Here is a 20,694-nt window from a genome sequence, read left to right as displayed (position 1 = left end):
GCAAGCGGCGATAAATGGAAAGGCTAGCAAAGGAAGGGGGGGCTATAAACTCACCCCCAATATTACGCCCAAAACCACTGCCGCACAGCCTGCTATGATCCACTTAAGAGGGAACCTTGCAGTGGTAGTTTGTTCGTTCTCCATTTCGGCGATCATGGTGTTGAAGCGCATGCCGAAAATAAACTGAGATTTGATATGCTGATTGCTGACTCGAATGCCACGATACCAATGGTCAGGAAAGTCGATAAGCGACATGGGAATTATCAATCTATGGTGGTGCTCTGAAAGTATTATACTCTTTGACTCCATGCTTATCAGTTCGCTGCGACGGGGGACCAGCGTGGGCAAATCCGCCTCCGGGATCTCCTCGAACTTCAATGGCATGCATACGTAGTTGCCTTTATCCTGCCCTAATAAAAGCACTGCCACTTCTAGTTCACCGCACTGAAAGCGTGCCAGACAGGGGAAACGTTTATCCGCGTAGTCCAGCTGAAAAGCCCCGTATCCGTTGGTAATGCAATTTGGTAGTAGTCCTTTCAAGGCTGTACCGAACAGTGTTTTTACGAAGCCGCGGCCGTGCTGAAAGAAGCTCCAGGCAAGATGATTGACAATACGCTCGCGTAGTACATCGCTGGCATGATGGACGCCTGTAGTGTCTGGCAGTGTTGTATTGGCTTTGCAGAGAGAAGCATCTAGCCAGTCGGGGTCGAAAACGGCATTAAATCCCATGGGCGTGGTGAAGCTTATCCTTATTCCCCAGCGTTCGGTGCTGTCGGTGCGCTTGTCACGATGCTTGGCGTCTTTTGTGATTGTCAGAGTGATATCGTCGGCAGGCGGTACGATGTCCTGATCGACCATGCCACGCAGTGAGTGGAAAGAGGCGAGATTATCCGCGCCGACAAAAGCGTTTTGGTAGGAAGGCTCTGGGGCCGGAGGCTGTACTGGCTCAGGCTCTGGGCTTTGCAGTGGTGGCACCCTCATACGCTCGAAAAAGGCTTGCGCGTTAGATGAAAGGCTACTGAGTGCCTGTACCTTATCGGGTAGGGTAGGAAATAGAGGGCTGTTCCAGTCCCACTGATCATCGAACACATGCAGTGACTGTTGCTTACTCAGATCTCGGTCAGGGTTGTACTCCAGTTCGCCGTCGTGCCAGTACTGAACAGCGCCATAGGGGATGGGGTCGGGCTCATCAGGCGATTCGAAAGTGAAGACCTCGGCCGCTCGGTAGATGATTTCTTGGCCTTTCTTATCCTCTAGAATGGCCGTTTCTCCCCAGAGTGTCATGATAGAGCCTGAAAAATACATGGCTGCCTGCTCATCGCTCAGGTGGATGCCCAACTGGTGGATATGCGCGTTGCGGGCAAGCTCGGCAAGCGACAGTGACTTGATTACCAGCTCGCTGCTTTCTTCAAAGCTTTCTTCAGAACTTTTCTTAGAACTTTTCTCATAACCTTCTCCAGAACTGTCTCCAGAAGTTTCGTCTCCAGGGCTTTCTTGAAGGTTCTTTTCGCGCTGTATTCGGGCAAACCACGTTTGCATATTGTCAGCACTGGTGGAGGCGACGTAGTAGCGTTGCGCGTTTATCTTTATTACCGCAGGTCGCTCCTTGCCTGATACGGTGCGCCAGAAGGCCACACGTAACTCGCAGCCAGCCCAGGTGAGCATTTTGCGCTGGTTTGATACTGACAATTCTTGACGAAATTCATTTACCGATAAAGGCGTAGTAGAGATGGTCATAATTTATCATCCTTGAAACAGAAAGCTTGTTAGCCACTAAAAAATGCCAAGCCAATGGATAGCAGCATGCTGTAAATCAGTGTTGAAATGGCAGTCTTCTTCAGCATACCGGTGAGAGTCTCGCCATCGCGGCTATGGCTTAATGTTCTGGCGGCATCAGAGAGCGGCTTGGCGACCAGCAGGCAGCTCCATCCCACCAGCGGCACCGGAAGTGCAATCAGATAAATCAAGGTAAGCAGCAGTGCCATACCCAGTAATGCCCAGTGGTAGTTGACCGCGTTAGCGCGACCAAGCTTTACGGCCAGGGTGATTTTTCCATTGCGCGCATCGTTCTCGATATCGCGGACGTTGTTCACATTCAGTACCGCAGCCGATAGCAGTCCGCAGGTCGCCGCAGGAAGAAGCGCCAGCCCGCTTAACTGCTGGGTATACAGGTAATAAGTCCCCAGCACGCCAAGCAGCCCAAAAAATACAAAAACCGAGATGTCACCTAGCCCCCGATATCCATAAGGCGTACCGCCAAGCCCCACGGTATAGGTCACCGCCGCTAATAAAGCAGCGGCGCCTAGCAGTACGAAGAGGGTAATATGCCCCCACTGGTTTCCGAAGGCAGTAAGCAGCAATGAAAGTCCTAAAAGCGCAGCAGCCGTGGCTGTGATTACCATTCCTCTACGCATCGTTTGAGGGCTTAACAGGCCCGACGACACCGCTCGAACGGGACCAATACGCTCCTGGTCATCTGCTCCCGATACCGCATCCCCATAATCGTTGGCCAAATTGGAGAGTATCTGGAGTGAGATCGCCGTTAACAGGGTCAGTAAGAATACGCCTGCATTAAAACTATCCTGATAAGAGGCAAGTCCAGTTCCCAGTAAAATGGACGCGCAGGCCAGTGGGAGTGTGCGTGGTCGCGCCGCCAGTAACCAGGCGTGGTAGTGAGGGCGTTTTACAGATTGGAGCATTTATTGACTATTCCTTTTGGCATCAGCGGTAAAGAAACCGTTAGTAGAGCCAGCATGCAATAAGCAGAGGCCAAAACATCTCTCTATGTATAATTAAGTGCTAAAAAGTAGACTTAAGTCAAAAAAAGCCGACGTGCTTTCCCCCACACTACTGGCATTCCCCCTCTAATGTGGAGCCTACGGGATGATCAGCGACTTATTTAGAACAAACAAATATGCAGCTTTTGTCTGGCTAGTATTGCGCCTCTATCTGGGTATTACCTGGCTAACGCTGGGGATTGGCAAAATGACCAGCGGCTTTGATGCTCAGGGCTTTTTGAGTAATGCGGTTGCCAACCCTGTAATGCGTGAAGGCAGCATGGTTTATCCTAACTACGTTGCCTTTCTAGACAACGTCGCGCTGCCTTATGCCGATATTATCAATGTCGTTATTCCGTTCGGCGAGGTTCTGGTAGGGCTTGGGCTGATTGTTGGCGTCCTGACCTCCTACGCGGCTTTTTTCGCCATTGTGATGAACATGTCCTTCTTGATGGCGGGCACCGTCTCGACCAACCCGTGGATGATCGCGCTGACCTTCTTCTTGCTAGTGGCAGGCGCCAATGCCGGTCGCTTTGGCGGAGACCGCTGGGTGCTGCCCTATATCAGAAACAAAATAGTACGCGATCGGCACGCCTGAACCATGCTTACAGCATTGTGAAATGGGTATTTTGAGGAAGTAAGCGTGACATGACGGAATTGGCAACCCCCGTGGCAATACTCAAGCAACGGCTGGATGAGCTTTGTATTGAGCAGCCGCAGGGATTTATACGGCTGAGCACGCCCTGCCAGATAGAGCATTTAATAGGCTGGCTGAATGTGCAGAGCGTGTTCCCGCGCCTTTACTGGAAAGCTCGCGAGCTTGATGCGCCCGAGTACGCAATGGTCGGCGTGGTCAAAGCGCTGGACTCGCTAGCGGCGTTGCACAGCGACCAATACGCGCTGGCGGCCCACCCGGGAGAGCAGCCCGACTATTTCGGTGGTATGGCCTTTGACCCTACTACGCCGGGGTGGGCGAACTTCAACCACTGCTACTTTTTGCTGCCGCGCATAGAACTCAAGCGCTGTGAGCAAGGGACAATGCTGTCACTCAACCTGCGCTTCGATGACCGCGATCGTGAACAAGAGTTGGCTGATGCCCATGCGGCGCTTGATGCGCTAAATCCGCCCAGGCCACTTTCACCACTTTTGCCGCTTTCCCTGGAACGTAACGACTGTCCTTCTCGGGAAGAGTGGGCAGCACAGGTAAGCCGGGTGACCCAGCCAGATCAATTGTGTAGAACCCCCAAGGTGGTTCTTTCGCGGGAAACATGCCTACGCAGTGCTGAAATACCCAGCCCTTGGGCGCTACTGTCACACTGGCAGGCAGGGGCTGCTGACTGTTTCCAGTTGGGTATCCAATTCACACCCCATGAAGCGTTTATTGGCTGCCCTCCGGAGCGGCTTTACAGGCGCAAAGGTTCTCACTTGGCTAGCGAGGCACTGGCTGGGACGACGCCTCGCGGGCGCACAGCCCAGCAAGATGGTGAACTTGCCATCAGGCTGCTTTCAGATACCAAGAACGGCCTGGAAAATCGGTGCGTGTATCAACAGCTGCTGAGCCAGCTTGAACCGCTTTCGCATCGGATCGACATGGGCGAGGCACATATTGTCACGCTGCGCTCGGTGCTGCACATTCGCCGCCTGATTCACGCCAAGCTACACCCTGAAGTGAGCGACCGGCAACTGCTCGAAACCTTGCCTCCAACGCCAGCCGTCGGAGGCGTACCCCGCCAGGCGGCGTTGGCCTTCATCCGCCAGCATGAGCACCACCGGCGCGGCTGGTACGCGGGTGTCTTTGGTCGAATCAGCCACGCCAGCAGTGACCTGGCAGTGGCCATTCGCTGTGCCCATGTCGGTAAAGACTCGATTCGGCTCTACGCCGGTGCGGGGATCGTGAAAGGTTCTGAACCAGACGCGGAGTGGCGCGAGCTGGATAGTAAAATTGCCGATATCATGACGCTTTTGGGAATGGGGTAAGACATGACCGCGCCTGCTTCAATGCCTGGCTTTGCAACGCATCACGCTACCTTCAATCACCTCTGGGCCGCTCTGATGCTGGAGGAGCTTTATCGCCTGGGAGTGCGCGATGTCGTGCTGGCGCCGGGTTCGCGCTCGGCCCCGTTGACGGCGGCGGCCAGCGAACATGCGGGGTTAAACTGCCACTGCCATTTCGACGAACGCGGGCTTGGCTTTCTCGCACTCGGCATGGCCCGAGGCAGCCATCGGCCGGTCGTGATCATCACGACCTCGGGGACGGCGGTCGCCAATCTCTATCCGGCGATCGTGGAAGCCAAATTGACCGGCGTGCCGCTGGTGGTGCTCTCCGCCGACCGGCCGATCGAGCTATTGGATAACGGCAGCAACCAGGCGATCGATCAGCGGGATATTTTCGCCCGCCACACGGTCGAGCACCGGGATTTGCCGCCGCCAGCCGCAGAGATGCAAGCGGCTTTTTTGCTGAGTACCATTGACCACTGTGTCGATCGACAGCGCCGCACGCCTGGGCCTATCCACATTAACTGCCGGTATCGCGAACCGCTCTACCCAGGCCGCGACTTACTCGATGCCACCCACTACCTTGCCCCGCTAGGCCGCTGGCAGGCAGGCCCCGCCCCCTGGAGTGATTGGCAGGCGCCGGTGGAAACCCCTTCACACACGAGCGCGTGCGATAGCGAGTGGGAGGTATTTTCTCGAAAGCAGGGCGTGATTGTCGTGGGCAATATCGAGGGAAGCGCGCATGCCCCCCATCAGGTAGCGAAAATCGTCGAGCTCTCCAAACAGTTGGGCTGGCCTTTATTGGCGGACCTGCAAAGCCAGATTCGCTTCGATCCGCAGAACCTGGTGTATTTCGACCTGGCCCTTCATGACCCGCAGTTTTACGAAGAGCTTGCCCAGGCCGAGGTGCTGCTGCAGTTCGGCGGGCGGCTGATTTCCAAGCGGTTGACCGGCTTTATCGCGCAAAAGCCCTGGCAGGACACCTGGCTGGTCGATCCGCTGCCGCACCGGCTCGACCCCGATTACGTTATCAAGCGCCGCTGGGTCAGCCCGCCCGACGCGTTCATTGAAGCGTTGCCCACGCCCGCCGAGCGGCCGCCCTGGCACCGGCTGGATCGCCTTCAGCGGCGCACCCGCCAGTGTGTCGAGGCGCGATGTGCTGCGTTTTCCGAACTGGGGGTGTGCCACCAATTAGCGCAACAGGCGAAAGGGCAGCTGGTGGTCGGCAATAGCCTGGTGGCGCGGCTGATGAATATGCTGGGCACCTACCGCGAAATGCCCCTGCGGGTATTCACCAATCGCGGCGCTTCCGGCATCGATGGTCTGACGGCCACGGCCTACGGCCTCAGTTGTACCCATCCAGGGCCCACCACCCTCGTGCTGGGGGACACCAGCGCCCTGCACGACCTCAACAGCCTGGCGCTGCTGAAACAGGCGGCGCACCCCTTGGTGGTGGTCATTCTCAATAACGATGGCGGCAGCATTTTTCATATGCTGCCGGTGCCCAAAGAAGGCGAGCAGCTGGAGCGCTATTTTCGCCAGCCCCACGGGCTGAACTTTGAACATGCGGCGTTGATGTTCGGGCTTGCGTACGCCGCGCCGGATTCGCTCGATGCCTTTACCGCAGCCTACCAGCAGGCCCTCGAGGTCGGCGTTACGCTGATCGAAATCAGCTTGCCTCATCAGCAGGTAGCGGATGAGCTGGCGGCCCTGGGCGTAGCGATTCGAGAGGCCTGACGTGAGCGACTCTTCCAACCATCCTTCCAGCCATTTTTCCAACCCGATCCTGATAATGCTGCATGGCCTGTTAGGCGACCGGCACGACTGGATAAAGGTCCGTGACCAGTTGGAGGGGAAGGGTATCCCGACGCTGGCACTGGACCTGCCCGGCCACGGCGAGAACCACGGCGTGCAGGTAAGCTCTTTCGACGCGTTTCATCACTGGTTGGGCGATACCTTGAACGCCCGGGGCATCGACCGCTACTGCTTGCTAGGGTATTCTCTGGGCGGGCGGCTGGCGCTTTATCACGCCAGCCGCCAACCGCCGGGGCTTCAGGCGCTATGGCTGGAGAGTGCCCACCCCGGGCTACCCGAAAGCGAGCGGCCGGGGCGTCTTGCGCATGATGAACGCTGGGCAATACGCTTCGAGCAGGAACCGCTTCAAAACGTGCTCGCCAACTGGTACCAGCAGCCCGTATTTGCCGATCTCTCCACCGCGGCGCGCAGCCAGCAGTGCAAGCGCCGGGGGCACAATATTGGTAAGTCCGTAGCTTGCATGTTGCGGGCCACGTCGCTGGGGCATCAGCCCTCTCAGTGGCCGTGGCTGGCGAATACCTCGTTGCCGGTCGGCTATCTGTCCGGCCTTCACGACGCCAAATTCAGCGGCCTGGCGACACGCCTGGCAGCGGCGGCGCCCCATATAGCGCATGCCCCCCTCGAAGGGGGGCACAATCTGCATTCCGAGCAGCCCGGCCAGGTCGCGCGGCAGCTGGAAAGCTGGTATCGCGCGCTCCTTTAAGGGCCCCTTGCTCAGTGGATCAGCAGCAGCCACGGAAGCCCGACCGCCAGCCAGACCACCAGAAACAGCAGACCAAAGACCGCCCCCAGCCGCCACCAAAGGCCGCTCGGCAGGTAGCCGCTGCCGTAGTAGACCGGGCTTGGGCCGGTGCCGTAAGGAGTCAGAATGCCCATGAAACCGAGCGTGGGGAGCAGCAGCAAAACGAACAGCTCCATATCCAGCCCCGCGATGCCCGAAGCCGCCGCCAGCATGACCGGCAGTAAAGCCGTCACGTGGGCGGTGACGCTGGCAAACAGGTAGTGGAGCAGATAGAAAATCACGGTGAGCGCGACCATGGCCATCACGGGGTTGAAGCCGCTGATCTGCCCGCCGACCACGCCACCGAACCAGTTGACGAACCCGACCTGGCTAAGCCCGCCGGCCAGGGCCACCAGGGTGGCAAACCAGACAAAGGTATTCCAGGCCGCGCGGTTATCGAGAATATCGTTCCAGTCGATGATGCCGGTCAGCAGCATGGCACAAATGACCACCAGGCCCACCAGGGACGCCGAAATGATATCGCCGCCGAAGATCCACAGCAGCAAGGCCGTGGCCACCATGACGACCAAAAGGATTTCATGGCGGGTCAAGCGTCCCAGCTTGGCCAGTTCCTGGCCGGCCCAGTCGGAAATTTCATTACCCGCTTTTACCTCTGGGGCGCACAGCCAGTAGCACAGCAAGGGCACCAGGAGTAGCAGGAAAATACCCACCGGCGCGACCGCCATGAACCACTGCCCCCAGTGGATATGCAGGCCGGTGGCGCTTTCGGTCAGCGCGATGGCCAGCAGGTTGGGGGCCAGTGCGGTCAGAAACAGGGAGCTTGTGACACAGGTGGACACGATGGCCGTCCACATCAAAAAGCTGCCCATGCGCTTCATGCTGGGGTCGTTGGGGTGGGAATCATAAAGCGGCGGCAGGTTACGAATCACCGGGTAGATGGTGCCGCCGCTGCGCGCGGTGTTGGAAGGGGTAAACGGCGCCAGAATCGCATCCGCGATCATGACCGCGTAACCCAGCGTTAGGGTGCGTTTGCCCATGGATTTCACCAGCCAAAGCGAGATGCGCCGCCCCAGGCCGGTTTTCTCATAGCCAAGGGCAAACATGAAGGCGCCAAAAATCAGCCAAACGGTCGAGTTGGTGAAGCCCGAGACCGCCCAGGCGAAGGCCTGATTGGCCGCATTGAAGCCTTCCACTGCCATCTGCTCCGGCGAAAACAGTACCCATTGCGAAAGTAGCGCGGCCAGCGTCACCCCGAGTAGGCCAATGACTGCACCGGGCAGGGGCTCGAGTATCAGCCCGACCACACAGCCCAGAAAAATGGCAAAAAAGTACCACGCATGCGGTGCCAGTCCCGATGGCGCGGGTATCAAGGCAACGACGATGGCGACGAAAACGGGTGCTAACAACTTCCATAACGGCACGGGTTGAGCACGGCTGGTCATGTTGCCCTCTCTTATAGCGGGTCAGGTCAGAAAATTACCCGTAAATCATTCACGGGAGGAAAAAGTGGGGGTGAGTGGCCTCCTTGTGCGCTGCCTGAAAGACGCCGGCGCAACGTCTCGATGGGTGGAGATATGACTGTAATACGTGTGTCGCTGCCCGTTGTTTGATGTGTGTCAATAGTTCTTTAGATTGGTGCGAGATCAATACTTTGCCTTTCAGGGGTATGGTAATTTCAAACCAGAAGAGGGCGTTGTATCGGTAGTCTTTTAACCTGACCAGCGGGAGGGTGCCATGCGCCAGCAGGATTTCGATATTGTCATCGTAGGGGGCGGCGGTGCGGGGTTGCGCGCTGCGATAGGCGCGGCCGAGGCTGCCAAAGAGCAGGGCGCCTCGCAGCGCATCGCAATGCTTTCCAAGGTCTATCCCATGCGCTCGCATACCGTAGCCGCCGAAGGTGGCGCGGCGGCGGTTACCAGCAGCGACGACACTCACCAGGCACACTTCGATGACACCGTCTCCGGCGGCGACTGGCTGGTCGAGCAGGGCGTGGTGGACTATTTCGTTCATCATGCCTACCAGGAGCTGGTGCAGATGGAGCGCTGGGGCTGCCCCTGGAGTCGTAAGGACGACGGCCAAGTGCAGGTGCGCCGTTTTGGTGGCATGAAAACCGCCCGCACCTGGTTTGCCGCGGATAAAACCGGCTTTCACATGCTGCATACGCTCTTTCAGACCTCGCTCAAATACCCGGAGATCGAGCGCTTTGATGAGTATTTCGTGCTCGACCTGGCCGTTCACGAAGGCGCGGTCATCGGCGTCATTGCGCTGCAAATCGCGACCGGCGAGCTGACCCTGCTGCGCGCCAAGGCAGTGATTCTGGCCACCGGCGGCGCCGGGCGCCTGTTTCGCTTCAATACCAATGCGGGCATCGTCACCGGCGACGGCATGGCGATGGCCTACCGCCACGGCGTGGCGCTGCGCGATATGGAGTTCGTGCAGTACCACCCTACCGGGTTGCCCGGTTCCGGCATTCTGATTACCGAAGCGTGCCGCGGCGAAGGCGGGATTCTTCTTAATAAGGACGGCTACCGTTACTTGCAGGATTACGGCCTGGGCCCGGAAACACCGCTGGGCCAACCGGAAAACAAGTACATGGAGCTGGGCCCGCGGGACAAGCTTTCCCAGGCGTTTTGGCAGGAGCAGCAGGCCGGGCGCACCGGCAAGTTCGGCGACAGCGACGTGGTGTATCTCGACCTTCGCCACCTGGGTGAGAAAACCATCCTCGAGCGCCTGCCGTTCATCTGCGAGCTGGCCAAATCCTATATCAACGTCGACCCGGTGAAGGAACCCATCCCCATTCGCCCCGCCGTTCACTACACCATGGGCGGGATCGAAACCAACCCGCAGTGCGAAACCTCGATCACTGGGCTCTATGCCGCAGGGGAGTGTGCCTCGGTCGGCTTGCATGGCGCCAATCGGCTGGGCTCCAACTCGCTCACCGAACTGCTGGTGTTTGGCCGCCTGGCCGGTGAACAGGCAAGCCGGCGTGCGGCACACACCGAGTGGGCCGATAGCGCTCTTCTACACGCCCAGGCCGAGCGCCAACAGGCCACGCTTGCGCGCCTTTGCGATGGCAACCGCAGCGGCGAGAACTGGGTGGATCTCAAGCACGCCATGGTGCAGGCCATGGAAAGCGGCTGTGGTATCTACCGCACCGAGGAAAGCATGGCCCAGGCGTTGGCACAAATTCGAAAGCTGCGCGCGCGCTACCGCGAGATTCGCGTCAACGATGCCAGCAAGATATTCAATACCGAGCTTTTGGAGTGCCTCGAGCTTGGGTGTGGACTGGATATCGCCGAAGCCTCGTGCCTTGGTGCCCTGGAGCGGCGTGAATCCCGCGGTGCCCACCAGCGTCTGGACGAAGGGATGCAAACGCGGGACGACGTTAACTACCTCAAGCACAGCCAGGTATTTTATCAAGGCGAGGCGCCTGCCAGGCTGCACTGGCAGGAGGTCGATGTACGCTTTTCCGCCCCGGCAGAACGGGCCTATGGGGACGCCGGTAAAGGGGACAAGGTATGAACAAGACCATCAGCGTTAAGCGCTACGTACCCGATAACGCGGCGGAGTCCTACTGGCAGGCCTTTGAGCTGCCGGTTGATGACAGCACGTCGCTACTGGACGCCCTCAACCATATAAAAGAGCAGTTGGATAGCACGCTGAGCTACCGCTGGTCGTGTCGCATGGCGATCTGCGGCTCCTGTGGGGTGATGGTGAACGGCATTCCCAAGCTCGGCTGCAAAACCTTTTTGCGCGATTATGACGGCGAGATCCGTATCGAGCCGCTCGCCCACTTTCCGGTACAGCGCGACCTGGTCGTGGACATGGAGATCTTTCTCGAGCACCTGGCGGCGGTGAAGCCCTATCTAATCGATGACGACCCGGTCAAACCCTTCGACCCCCAAGCGCCGGAAACCTATCGCCAGTCGCCGGCGCAGTTGGCCCGCTACAAGCAGTTCGCCAACTGCATCAACTGCGGGCTCTGCTACTCGGCGTGCCCGCAGTTCGGGCTCAACCCGGAGTTTCGGGGCCCGGCGGCGATCGCGCTGGCCCACCGTTACAACCAGGACAGCCGCGACCACGGCAAAAAGCAGCGTATGGCGGAGCTTAACCGCCACGAGGGCGTGTGGAGCTGCACCTTTGTCGGCTTTTGCTCGAAGGTGTGCCCGAAGCACGTCGACCCCGCTGCGGCGGTGAACCAGGGCAAGGTCGAAGCGGCCAAGCATACCTTGATCGCCTTGTTCAAAGGCGATGAGATGAACGGCGAGGGGAAGGCGCATGAATAAAACATCATCGCAACGCTTGCCGCCACTGAAACGCAACTGGTGGCTAAAGCATCGGTTTTTCAAACTTTATATGCTGCGCGAAGCCACGGTTTTGCCGCTGGTGTTTTTTCTGCTTTGTTTGATGGCGGGAATGGTGGCGCTCGTTCAGGGGGCGGATAGCTGGCAGGGCTGGGTGGGCTTCATGGGCTCGCCGGTGGTGCTGGCGCTGAACCTTCTGGCGCTTGCCGCCAGCCTTTATCACGCCGCCACGTTCTTTGTGCTGTTTCCACGGGTCATGCCGCTGCGCATCGCTGGCCGCAGCCTGCCTGACAACATGATCGTGGCGGGGCAGTGGGCAGGCGTGGTGGTCGTCGCGCTGCTGTTCTTCTGGTTATTGGGGAGGGCCTGAATATGAGCAAGCAAGCCATGAGTAAACCCGGCAGCCCACAGGCGGCATCCCACCAACAAGCCTTCGATGAGCCGCTTTGGTGGGGGCTTTTCAGCGCGGGCGGCGTCTGTTTTGCGGTCCTTTTGCCCGCCGTCATCCTGTTTATTGGCGTTTTGTTGCCGCTTGGGCTGCTGCCCGCCGACGCGCTAAGCTACGAGCGGGCCACGGCGCTACTGTTCAGCGTACCGGGCTTTTTGTTTGTCGGCGCAGTGGTGTGCCTGCCGCTCTTTCATGCCGCTCACCGGCTGCGCCATGGCCTGTTCGATATAAGCGTGGGCCGCGACGGCTTCAACAAGAAACTGATGTACGGCGCGGCTGCGCTGCTGAGTATGCTGGCATTAGGCCTGGTGGTGGCCGGTATGCTGAGCTGACCGGGACGCAGAACGCCTTAACCGATTAAAAGAGACTGACATGATTGACGGACTGACTGAATCAGAACTCTATGCCCCCATCGCGTGGCAGGACGACTCCGCAGACTACCAGGATATTCTGTATCACACCTCGAGCGAGGGCGTGGCTCGTATCACCATCAACCGCCCCGAGGTGCGCAACGCCTTTCGCCCGCAAACGGTCAATGAAATGGCCCAGGCACTCAACCGCGCCCGCCACGACAGCGCTATCGGCGCCATTCTACTCACCGGCGCCGGTGATAAAGCGTTCTGCTCCGGCGGCGACCAGCGCATTCGCGGTGACTATGGCGGCTACCAGGACGAAGAGGGTACCCATCACCTCAACGTGCTGGATTTCCAGCGTGATATTCGTACCTGCCCCAAGCCAGTCGTCGCCATGGTGGCGGGCTACGCCATCGGCGGTGGCCACGTGCTGCACCTGATGTGTGACTTGACCATTGCCGCCGATAACGCGGTATTTGGCCAGACCGGCCCCAAGGTTGGCTCGTTTGATGGTGGCTACGGCGCCTCGTACCTGGCCCGTATTGTCGGTCAGAAAAAGGCCCGGGAAATCTGGTTTCTGTGCCGTCAGTATAGCGCCGCCCAGGCCCTCGACATGGGGTTGGTCAACCACGTCGTACCGCTTGCCGAGCTCGAAAAAGAGAGTGTTCGCTGGTGCCGCGAGATGCTCCAGCACAGCCCTATGGCGCTGCGCTGCCTGAAAGCCTCGCTCAATGCCGACTGCGACGGCCAGGCCGGGCTTCAGGAGCTGGCCGGTAACGCCACCATGCTCTACTACATGACCGAAGAGGGCCAGGAGGGGCGTAACGCGTTCAACGAAAAACGCCGCCCGGATTTCTCTCGCTATCCGCGTAACCCCTGATGCAGCTGTCGCTTTACCGCTACTCCCTCCCGTTGCGCCAGCCGCTGATGTTTAAAGGGCATAGGCTCAAGAACCGGGAAGGGCTGCTGGTTTCCATCAATGGGCAATGGGGCGAGGTCGCGCCGCTGCCTGGCTTCTCGATGGAAACCCTGGCGGAAGCAGAAGCGGAAAGCCTTGCCTGCCTGGCTGCATTAAAGCGCGGCGACACCACCTGCCCGGCGCTACCGTCGGTGCAGTTCGGGTTCGACTGCGCCCAGCGCGCGTGGCCCGCTGATCTTCCTGACCCTTTGCCAGCCTATCCGCTGCTTCAGGGCACGCCCGCGTCTCTGATGCCGTCGCTTTCAGCCTCCCATTGGCAGGCGTCGCCGCCGAAAAGACTCAAGCTCAAGGTGGCACGCTACGCCATGGCAGAGGAACTGGCGCTGATCGAACAGCTTGGCAAGCACTTCCCCACCACCCAACTGATTCTGGATGCCAACGGAGGCTGGACACGGGCAGACGCCCAGCGCTTCTGCGAGCGCCTGACGCTGGAACAGATTGACTACCTGGAAGAGCCTTGTGCTAGCTTTGCTGACACGATCGCGGTCGCGGAAGCCACGGGGGTGGGCGTGGCGCTGGATGAAACGCTTTCCCGCGGAGCCGCGTGGCACTGCCACCCGCAGCTAAAAGCGCTGGTCATCAAGCCTACGTTAATCGGCTCGCTAAATGCCTGCGAAGCACTCGTTCAGCGAGCAAGCGAAGGCAACCTGCGTGTGGTGATTTCCTCGAGCTTTGAATCCGATCTGGGCCTTGGACTGCTGGGCCGGTTAGCCAGCCAGTGGGCGCCCAATGAACCGCCGGGGCTGGACACAGGCCACTGGCTGACGGCGCGGGTTACCCATGTCTCGGGAGAAGTAATGACACACTCACTGCGCTGCCTCTATCGGGCCTCGTCGATATAAACCCTCATAGCCATCAACAGGAGCACTCAGCGTGATCGATACCTGCCCCATACACTTTTGGGCTAAAGAGACCCCTGAGAAAATCGCCATAGAGGCTGGCTCTGTATGCCTTGATTATCGCACGCTCGATCGCCGCGTAGCGTCGTTAGCACAGCAGCTGGCGCGGCAAGGGTTCGTGGCCGGGGATCGACTAGTGGTTCCCGCCAAAGGCTCGCTTGATTCCTTGCTGCTCGCCTGGGCTTGCCTACGCGCCGGGCTGATTTTCTGTCCGCTCAATCCCGCGTTTCCCGTAACCCAGCAGTTGGGTCTGGCCAAGCGACTTCAGGCTGATCGCGTCTGCCAACCGGAGAGTGACCATGCTTATCCCTCGGAGCTTGTGCCGGTCATTCTCGATTTTCTCTCAGAAACCGAGGTGAGCTCGTCGCCGGTGCTTGATGGCAATCAGCTGTGCAACACGATCTTTACCTCCGGCTCCAGCGGTACGCCCAAGGCGGTGCTCCATCGTGTGGGCAATCACCTGGCGTCGGCGCGTGGCTCGGCGTCGTTTATCCCCGTCGATCAGGACAGTGGCTGGCTGCTCTCGCTGCCGTTATTTCATATCGGTGGCTACGCTATCGCGTTTCGCGTCTTTCTCGCCGGCGGGCGGGTGATTCTCGATGATGCGCCGCATACGTTGTCTGCGCGTCTTGAGCAGCAGTCGATCACCCATCTGTCACTGGTGCCCACCCAGCTTTGGCGGTTGCTGCAAGCGGGTTTTACACCCCAGCGCACACAGCTGCGCGAATTGCTGCTGGGCGGCGCGGCGATTCCTGCGCCGCTGGTGGCCAAAATGACCGCGCTGGGGCTGACACCGAAGGTCAGCTATGGGCTGTCCGAGATGGCCAGCCAGGTCTGCACCGGTATCCCGGCAGCACCTGGCGTTGTGGGCGCGCCGCTACCGGGTCGCGAGGTGAGAGTGGATGAAGGAGAGATACAGGTGCGGGGTGACACCCTGTTCAGCGGCTATCTGAATAACGGCGTGGTTGATTCGGCCCTCAACGATGAAGGCTGGTTTGCCACCCGCGACAAGGGTCATTTTACTCCGCAAGGCGCGCTGGTAGTGGAAGGGCGGCTCGATAACGCCTTTATTTCCGGTGGTGAAAATATCCAGCCGGAAGCTATTGAACAGCGTCTGGTCGATCACCCTGGTATCGCTCAGGCATTAGTGGTGCCGGTGCCCCATAGTGAGTGGGGCGAGCGACCGGTGGCGTTTATCGATTGGCACCATGAACCCGTGTCGGAACGCACGCTAGGTGCCTGGGTACGCGAAGCGCTACCCGGCTTCATGGTGCCGGATGCTTGGCTTGCCTGGCCTGAGGGCGTGGGGTTCAAACCCTCGCGCAAGCAGTTTGCTGAGCTGGCGCGAGGGCAGATCAATCCTCTATTGAGTGGTGTCCTCCGCGGTAGGTAGGTAGGTAGGTAGGTAGGTAGTGCTTCATGGCCGAGGTCGCGAACATGCGGGGTTGGATTGAAAGTAGATAGCTTAGCCTCGTCGACCGCTGAAAGCGGCTTGGCGGGTGGGCAAACGAGTATCAATCCCTTAGGTAAATCTCCCCCTTACCCACCAGCACGGCGTTGCCGCCCACCTGAACCCGCTCGCCATCCATGGCGGTTTCAATCACGCTGGGCCGACCCATTTCCACTCCCTGATGAATCATCCAGCGCTTGGCTTCACCTGTGGTTGCCAGGTAACCGCTCAGCGCCGCCGCCGCGCTCCCGGTCGCCGGGTCTTCGCAAAGGCCATGCTCTCTTGAGAACATGCGGCTGCGAAGCACGGTTTCTGCACCGCCCGATGACTCGGCCACATACAGGTATACCTGCTCGGCACCGCTGGGCGTCACCGTGTTGGCCCACTCGGCCCCAGATATGTGTATGTTTTGCAGAGCCGTGAGATCGCCAAGCTCAACCAAGTGAAAAGCCAACCCACAGGAAGAAATGACGGGTGTGCCGACGACCTGATGGCGTTGCAGGCCGAGTAGGGCCGCGGCGCTGGATTGGTCCAGTGGACTTGAGCTGATACTGGCGGGCCGGGCAGTGGTGAAAGTGGCTTTACGGTCCGAAAAGCTGACGAGCAGCTCGCCGACCGGCGGTTGTAGAATCAGCGTCTGCTCGCGGTTTACCAGGCCAAGCTCGGCCAGCAGTTGCGCGGTGCCTACGGTGGGGTGGCCGGCAAAATCGAGCTCCTGCGTTGGCGTGAAGATGCGCATCGGGTAGTGGTTGGCCGCGCTTGCCGCGCCAAGAAATACCGTTTCCGCCAGATTAAGCTCACGGGCCACGGCCTGCATGGTCGCGGTTTCAAGGCTGTCGGCTTCCAGAAAGACCGCTAGCTGATTGCCTGCAAACGGTGTATCGGTAAACACATCCAGAAGGTAGTACTCGGCGCGGTTCATGAACGCTCCTTGTTGAACGTTGTGTGTTGCCAGAAGGTTCTCCGGCCCTCTTGATGGGCCTGGGCGCGGCTGATGCCGATATCCTTGAGCAAGCGGTCATCGAGTGTCAGTAACTGGCGGCGGCTGCGGCGACATTCACGGTAACAGCGCAGCCGGTAGCGAAGCTGAGCGAGACTGAAACGGGGCATGGTGATCTCTCCGATGGTTGGCCATTTCAGGTTACTCAGTAAGTGATTCATGATACAGATATAGGATTATGTATTTCAGGGATACAGATAGCCTATGTTGTGCCGCTGTATGCTTGTTTTAGCCATCAACTGTATGGCGTCAAGAGAGGAAAAGCCATGACGCGCTATGAAGAGGTCGGCGCTGTATTGCGCGAGCGTATCGAGCACGGCATCTACCGCCCGGGGGACCGCCTGCCCTCCATTCGCGCCGTCTGCCTTGAAATGGAGGTGAGCATCTCGACCGCGCAAGAGGCGTATCGTCAGCTAATGGATGCAACGCTGATCGAGTCGCGGCCCAAGTCGGGCTACTTCGTGCTACCTGGCCGGGCGCCGTCGGTACTGCCTTCGATATCCCGCCCGGCTCAGCGGCCGCTGGATGTGTCGCAGTGGGACCAGGTGCTGGAACTCGTCGCCACCCAGCGTGACGACAACCGGCTTTTGCTCGGGCGCGGTGTGCCCAATCTTGAGTATGCGTCGCTCAGGCCACTGTCCAAAATTCTGGGTGGGTTGCACAGAAGTGTCGATCTGCATGGCTTCAACTACGACAAACTAAGCGGCAGCCCCGAGCTTCGCCAGCAGGTGGCCAAGCTTGCCGTGGCATCAGGCTGCTTGCTTCACCCGGATGATATTTTGATCACCACGGGCTGTCAGGAAGCACTTTCCATTGCGCTGCGCACCCTGACCCAGCCGGGCGATGTGGTTGCGGTTGATTCGCCGAGTTTCTACGGCACCATGCAGATATTGAAAGCCAGCGGCCTGAAGGCGCTGGAGATTCCCACCGACCCGCAAACCGGCATCAGCCTGGAAGCGCTCGAGCTTGCGCTGGAGCAGTGGCCGATCCGCGCCATTCAGGTAACGCCGACTTTCAACAATCCGCTGGGCTACACCATGCCGCCGGCGCGCAAACGCGCGCTGTTCCAGCTTGCCCAGCGTTTTGACGTAGCGATTATCGAAGACGATATCTATGGCGACCTGTCGTTTACTCAGCCCCGGCCGCCCACCATTAAATCGTTCGATGACGACGGGCGCGTACTGCTGTGCAGCGGCTTTTCCAAAACGTTGGGGCCGGGGCTGCGGGTCGGGTGGATGGCGCCGGGGCGCTACCGGGATCAGGCGCTGCACATGAAGTACGTCTCCACCGGAGCGTCGGCCACGCTGCCCCAACTGGCAGTGGCCGAGTTCGTTACCAAAGGGCACTACGAGCGCCATCTGCGCGTGGCCATTCGCCAGTATCAGCGCCAGCGCGATGTGATGATCGACTGGGTGCAACGCTACTTTCCGGAAGGCTCGGGCATCAGCTACCCGCAAGGCAGCTTTCTGCTGTGGGTGGAGCTGCCCGCTGCGGTGGACTGCGTGCGCCTCAACGAGCTCCTGGCGCAGCATGACGTGCACGTCGCCCCCGGCTCGCTGTTTTCCGCTTCCGGCAAGTTTCGCCAGTGTCTGCGCCTTAACTATGCCTTTACCCTGACGCCTGCAATTGAAACCGCGGTACGCACGGTAGGGGAATTAGCCGGCAAGATGGTGGAAGAGTCGCGGGCGTCGCTTGTCTGAAAGCGACGGAATCAGCCAGCAAGCACACCAGATGAGCGCCCTTCGCGAGTAATCCGCCGTTGACGAATGCGTATGCTATAAGAGAGGCCACGCTTCTTAAAAAACGCTGCTTGGTGCGATTTTTATAGCTTCCTGCAACGTTCTGATTTTACTGTTCTTTAATAATATTCTTTTGGTCAAAAATTGACCTGAATCGCTGGTAGATTTTCTGCTGTCTATTTTTATCTTGCAGAACAGTTATCTACAATTAGACCGTTCCCCACAGGCGTGGGGATGAACCGCAGGAATGATAATTTCACAGCTCACCCCGAGTCCGTTCCCCACAGGCGTGGGGATGAACCGCAAGGATATAGCTGGAGCGGCTTCGCATGACCCCGTTCCCCACAGGCGTGGGGATGAACCGTATATATAAAAAGAAGGGGTATAAGGGTGTACACATAATGCCTATTCATTATTGATGCGTGTGGCGTTACGCGCTACAATTTATGCAGGCTCGGCGGCAAGGGAGGCAAAGCGATGCGATGATAAAGAAAATCAAGCACAAAGGCCTGAAACGGCTTTATGAGCGGGGGGAGCCCCAAGGAGTACAGCCTAACCATGTAGACGATTTAAGAGACATACTGGCAGCACTGGATGCCGCAACCAAGCCAAACGATATGGATTTACCAGGTTTTGATTTCCATGGCTTGAAAGGTGATAAGAAGGGCTTTTTTTCAGTGCATGTAAACGGTAATTGGGTAGTGATATTTACGTTTGATGGGGAAGATGCACACCTTGTTGACTATTTAGACTACCACTGACGGCGGCGCTCCTTGATAACCGATACGATACGGTTATCAAGGTCCACCGAATGGGATGGTTTCGCCACTTGAGCGGTAGCCACGATTGCACAGCCTCTAAATATACAGATTAAAAATATTGTGCATGATGATGATGAGGATAACGTGATGACAATGATGAATCCGCCGCACCCAGGCAGCTTGTTACGCCGCCGGATCGTGCCCGCGCTGGGGCTGAATGTCACTGATTTTTCCAAGAAACTAGGTATGTCCCGCACAGCGGTATCCCGCGTTTTGCATGAGCATGCCAGCATTTCCCCTGATTTTGCGGTTAGGCTTGAGCATGGCGGTATTGGTAACGCTAAGCACTGGATGACCATGCAGACCAACTACGACCTATGGCAAGCCGAGCATAAAGAGCAAAATCATATTGAAAGAATCGCTGCTGTTTGAATTAGTAAGTTACTAATTCACCAGTTTAAAGCTCAACGGATCGTGCCGTTGGGCTTTTTTTGCTTGGGAACTAGATAATGGAGGCTATATGAACGTTGATAGGCTCGACTATTTTGCAGGTTTGGCAATGCAGCAATTCCTGATACCGACAATGAACTTGCAATCGATTTCGACCATGGGCAGATAGCGTATGATGCCTATTCACTAGCCAAAGTCATGGCAGAAGAAAGAGAACGACTGGAAGAAGAGGGTTATAGATAATCCGTTCCTCACAGACGTGGGGATGAACCGCTCTTCATGGGTCGCCCTCCGGCATGGATGGCGACTCAGGTAGCCCGGTCGTTCAGGAAGTAAACCATGCAATATCCGATTGCTATCGAATGGGGTGATGAGCACACCGCCACCGGTATCGTCATATCCGGATATTCCCGGGGCCGTGACCGCGGTTGACACGACCGAACACGCCTATGAAATGGCGGTGGAAGTGGCCCATATCCAGCTGGAAGAATTAGCCAACGAAAATAAAGATATCCCCATGCCCCGCAGCATTGCGGAGCATCGTAAGAATCCAGAGTTTGAGGGGTATGGCTGGGGGATTATCGATATTGATATCTCTCCCTACCTGGGTAAAACCAAAAAGGTGAATGTGACGCTGCCAGGTCATGTCATCCGCCAGATCGACAAATACGTTACTACGCACGGTATTAAAAGCCGCTCTGCGTTCATTGCCTCGGCGGCATTGGAAAAGCTGACCCACGCGTAACGAATAGCCTGACTCAATGAGGCAGGCGTATTGATGTGGCGACGCTGAAGCCGCAGGCCAAATGGAAAACCCGCTCTCGACCGAGAGCGGGTTTTTTCATGATGACGCAACGCGTTCACCCAACGGTCGTTTTGGACCTTCCCTTCAACTTGTAGACACGCTATCGTCGGTTTTGGTCAGTTCGCTAATTTTACTGAGCGAGCGTGGCTGTCATCCTGATCAAGGGAGAATGTTCTG

At 58.1% G+C, this 20,694-nt stretch carries 20 protein-coding genes; 15 read left to right on the top strand and 5 right to left on the bottom strand.

Annotated elements, in window-relative coordinates; genetic code table 11:
* Window positions 1-42: 42 nt before the first annotated feature.
* Window positions 43-1,737: a hypothetical protein gene (locus ACT3XD_RS03515; protein WP_192536607.1), complete on the bottom strand. Its 1,695-nt coding sequence runs from the start codon at window positions 1,735-1,737 to the stop codon at window positions 43-45.
* 29 nt (window positions 1,738-1,766) lie between these two features.
* Window positions 1,767-2,699: a 1,4-dihydroxy-2-naphthoate octaprenyltransferase gene (gene menA, locus ACT3XD_RS03510; RefSeq protein ID WP_192536606.1), complete on the bottom strand. Its 933-nt coding sequence runs from the start codon at window positions 2,697-2,699 to the stop codon at window positions 1,767-1,769.
* Between the two features lie 184 nt (window positions 2,700-2,883).
* On the opposite strand from menA, the gene ACT3XD_RS03505 reads away from it, so the two are divergent.
* Genes ACT3XD_RS03505 through menH form a run of 4 tightly spaced genes read left to right on the top strand, consistent with a single transcriptional unit; the run spans window position 2,884 to window position 7,290 of the window.
* The gene (locus ACT3XD_RS03505) at window positions 2,884-3,375 is read left to right on the top strand and encodes a DoxX family protein (RefSeq protein ID WP_192536605.1); all 492 of its coding nucleotides are present in this window, start codon (window positions 2,884-2,886) and stop codon (window positions 3,373-3,375) included.
* 50 nt (window positions 3,376-3,425) lie between these two features.
* Complete coding sequence (locus ACT3XD_RS03500; RefSeq protein ID WP_192536604.1) at window positions 3,426-4,754, top strand: isochorismate synthase; 1,329 nt, start codon at window positions 3,426-3,428, stop codon at window positions 4,752-4,754.
* A 3-nt stretch (window positions 4,755-4,757) separates the two neighbouring features.
* Entirely contained in the window at window positions 4,758-6,509 is a 1,752-nt protein-coding gene (gene menD, locus ACT3XD_RS03495; protein ID WP_192536603.1) for a 2-succinyl-5-enolpyruvyl-6-hydroxy-3-cyclohexene-1-carboxylic-acid synthase, read from the top strand.
* A gap of 1 nt (window position 6,510) precedes the next feature.
* Entirely contained in the window at window positions 6,511-7,290 is a 780-nt protein-coding gene (menH, locus tag ACT3XD_RS03490; protein WP_318782728.1) for a 2-succinyl-6-hydroxy-2,4-cyclohexadiene-1-carboxylate synthase, read from the top strand.
* An 11-nt stretch (window positions 7,291-7,301) separates the two neighbouring features.
* Here menH and ACT3XD_RS03485 read toward each other — a convergent pair whose 3' ends face one another.
* Window positions 7,302-8,771, bottom strand: coding sequence for an anion permease (locus ACT3XD_RS03485; protein WP_192536602.1), 1,470 nt, complete (start codon window positions 8,769-8,771; stop codon window positions 7,302-7,304).
* A 292-nt stretch (window positions 8,772-9,063) separates the two neighbouring features.
* On the opposite strand from ACT3XD_RS03485, the gene frdA reads away from it, so the two are divergent.
* From frdA to menE, 7 genes are read left to right on the top strand one after another with little or no spacing between them, the layout of a single operon-like run.
* Window positions 9,064-10,851: a fumarate reductase (quinol) flavoprotein subunit gene (frdA, locus tag ACT3XD_RS03480; protein ID WP_192536601.1), complete on the top strand. Its 1,788-nt coding sequence runs from the start codon at window positions 9,064-9,066 to the stop codon at window positions 10,849-10,851.
* Window positions 10,848-11,615, top strand: coding sequence for a succinate dehydrogenase/fumarate reductase iron-sulfur subunit (locus ACT3XD_RS03475; RefSeq protein WP_192536600.1), 768 nt, complete (start codon window positions 10,848-10,850; stop codon window positions 11,613-11,615). Before frdA ends, ACT3XD_RS03475 begins: the two co-directional genes overlap by 4 nt.
* Window positions 11,608-12,003, top strand: coding sequence for a fumarate reductase subunit C (locus tag ACT3XD_RS03470; RefSeq protein ID WP_192536599.1), 396 nt, complete (start codon window positions 11,608-11,610; stop codon window positions 12,001-12,003). The genes ACT3XD_RS03475 and ACT3XD_RS03470 overlap by 8 nt, the downstream gene beginning before the upstream one ends.
* A gap of 2 nt (window positions 12,004-12,005) precedes the next feature.
* The gene (gene frdD, locus ACT3XD_RS03465) at window positions 12,006-12,413 is read left to right on the top strand and encodes a fumarate reductase subunit FrdD (RefSeq protein WP_192536598.1); all 408 of its coding nucleotides are present in this window, start codon (window positions 12,006-12,008) and stop codon (window positions 12,411-12,413) included.
* Window positions 12,414-12,453: 40 nt separating this feature from the next.
* Entirely contained in the window at window positions 12,454-13,314 is an 861-nt protein-coding gene (gene menB, locus ACT3XD_RS03460) for a 1,4-dihydroxy-2-naphthoyl-CoA synthase (RefSeq protein ID WP_192536597.1), read from the top strand.
* On the top strand, window positions 13,314-14,255 hold the full coding sequence (menC, locus tag ACT3XD_RS03455) for an o-succinylbenzoate synthase (protein ID WP_192536596.1): 942 nt from the start codon (window positions 13,314-13,316) through the stop codon (window positions 14,253-14,255). The genes menB and menC overlap by 1 nt, the downstream gene beginning before the upstream one ends.
* Window positions 14,256-14,286: 31 nt before the next feature.
* The gene (gene menE / locus ACT3XD_RS03450; protein WP_192536595.1) at window positions 14,287-15,705 is read left to right on the top strand and encodes an o-succinylbenzoate--CoA ligase; all 1,419 of its coding nucleotides are present in this window, start codon (window positions 14,287-14,289) and stop codon (window positions 15,703-15,705) included.
* A 121-nt stretch (window positions 15,706-15,826) separates the two neighbouring features.
* Here menE and ACT3XD_RS03445 read toward each other — a convergent pair whose 3' ends face one another.
* Window positions 15,827-16,684 (bottom strand): PhzF family phenazine biosynthesis protein, encoded by an 858-nt coding sequence (locus tag ACT3XD_RS03445; protein ID WP_192536594.1) that lies wholly within the window; start codon window positions 16,682-16,684, stop codon window positions 15,827-15,829.
* A complete protein-coding gene (locus ACT3XD_RS03440; RefSeq protein WP_192536593.1) occupies window positions 16,681-16,872 on the bottom strand; it encodes a DUF1127 domain-containing protein in 192 nt (63 codons plus the stop codon). The genes ACT3XD_RS03445 and ACT3XD_RS03440 overlap by 4 nt, the downstream gene beginning before the upstream one ends.
* Before the next feature lie 156 nt (window positions 16,873-17,028).
* Here ACT3XD_RS03440 and ACT3XD_RS03435 point away from each other — a divergent pair, with 156 nt between their 5' ends.
* The 4 genes from ACT3XD_RS03435 (at window position 17,029) to ACT3XD_RS03420 (ending at window position 20,457) form a co-directional block, all read left to right on the top strand.
* Entirely contained in the window at window positions 17,029-18,462 is a 1,434-nt protein-coding gene (locus tag ACT3XD_RS03435; RefSeq protein WP_192536592.1) for an aminotransferase-like domain-containing protein, read from the top strand.
* 521 nt (window positions 18,463-18,983) lie between these two features.
* The gene (locus ACT3XD_RS03430; protein ID WP_192528222.1) at window positions 18,984-19,262 is read left to right on the top strand and encodes a type II toxin-antitoxin system RelE/ParE family toxin; all 279 of its coding nucleotides are present in this window, start codon (window positions 18,984-18,986) and stop codon (window positions 19,260-19,262) included.
* Window positions 19,263-19,409: 147 nt separating this feature from the next.
* Window positions 19,410-19,694, top strand: coding sequence for a HigA family addiction module antitoxin (locus tag ACT3XD_RS03425; RefSeq protein ID WP_225735997.1), 285 nt, complete (start codon window positions 19,410-19,412; stop codon window positions 19,692-19,694).
* 388 nt (window positions 19,695-20,082) lie between these two features.
* Window positions 20,083-20,457, top strand: coding sequence for a type II toxin-antitoxin system HicB family antitoxin (locus ACT3XD_RS03420; RefSeq protein WP_225735996.1), 375 nt, complete (start codon window positions 20,083-20,085; stop codon window positions 20,455-20,457).
* Window positions 20,458-20,694 lie beyond the last annotated feature (237 nt).

The organism is Halomonas sp. AOP7-B1-5 (genome assembly GCF_052353045.1).
In the GTDB taxonomy this organism is placed as follows: domain Bacteria; phylum Pseudomonadota; class Gammaproteobacteria; order Pseudomonadales; family Halomonadaceae; genus Vreelandella; species Vreelandella colorata.
This window is presented reverse-complemented; position numbering and strand designations above follow the sequence as displayed.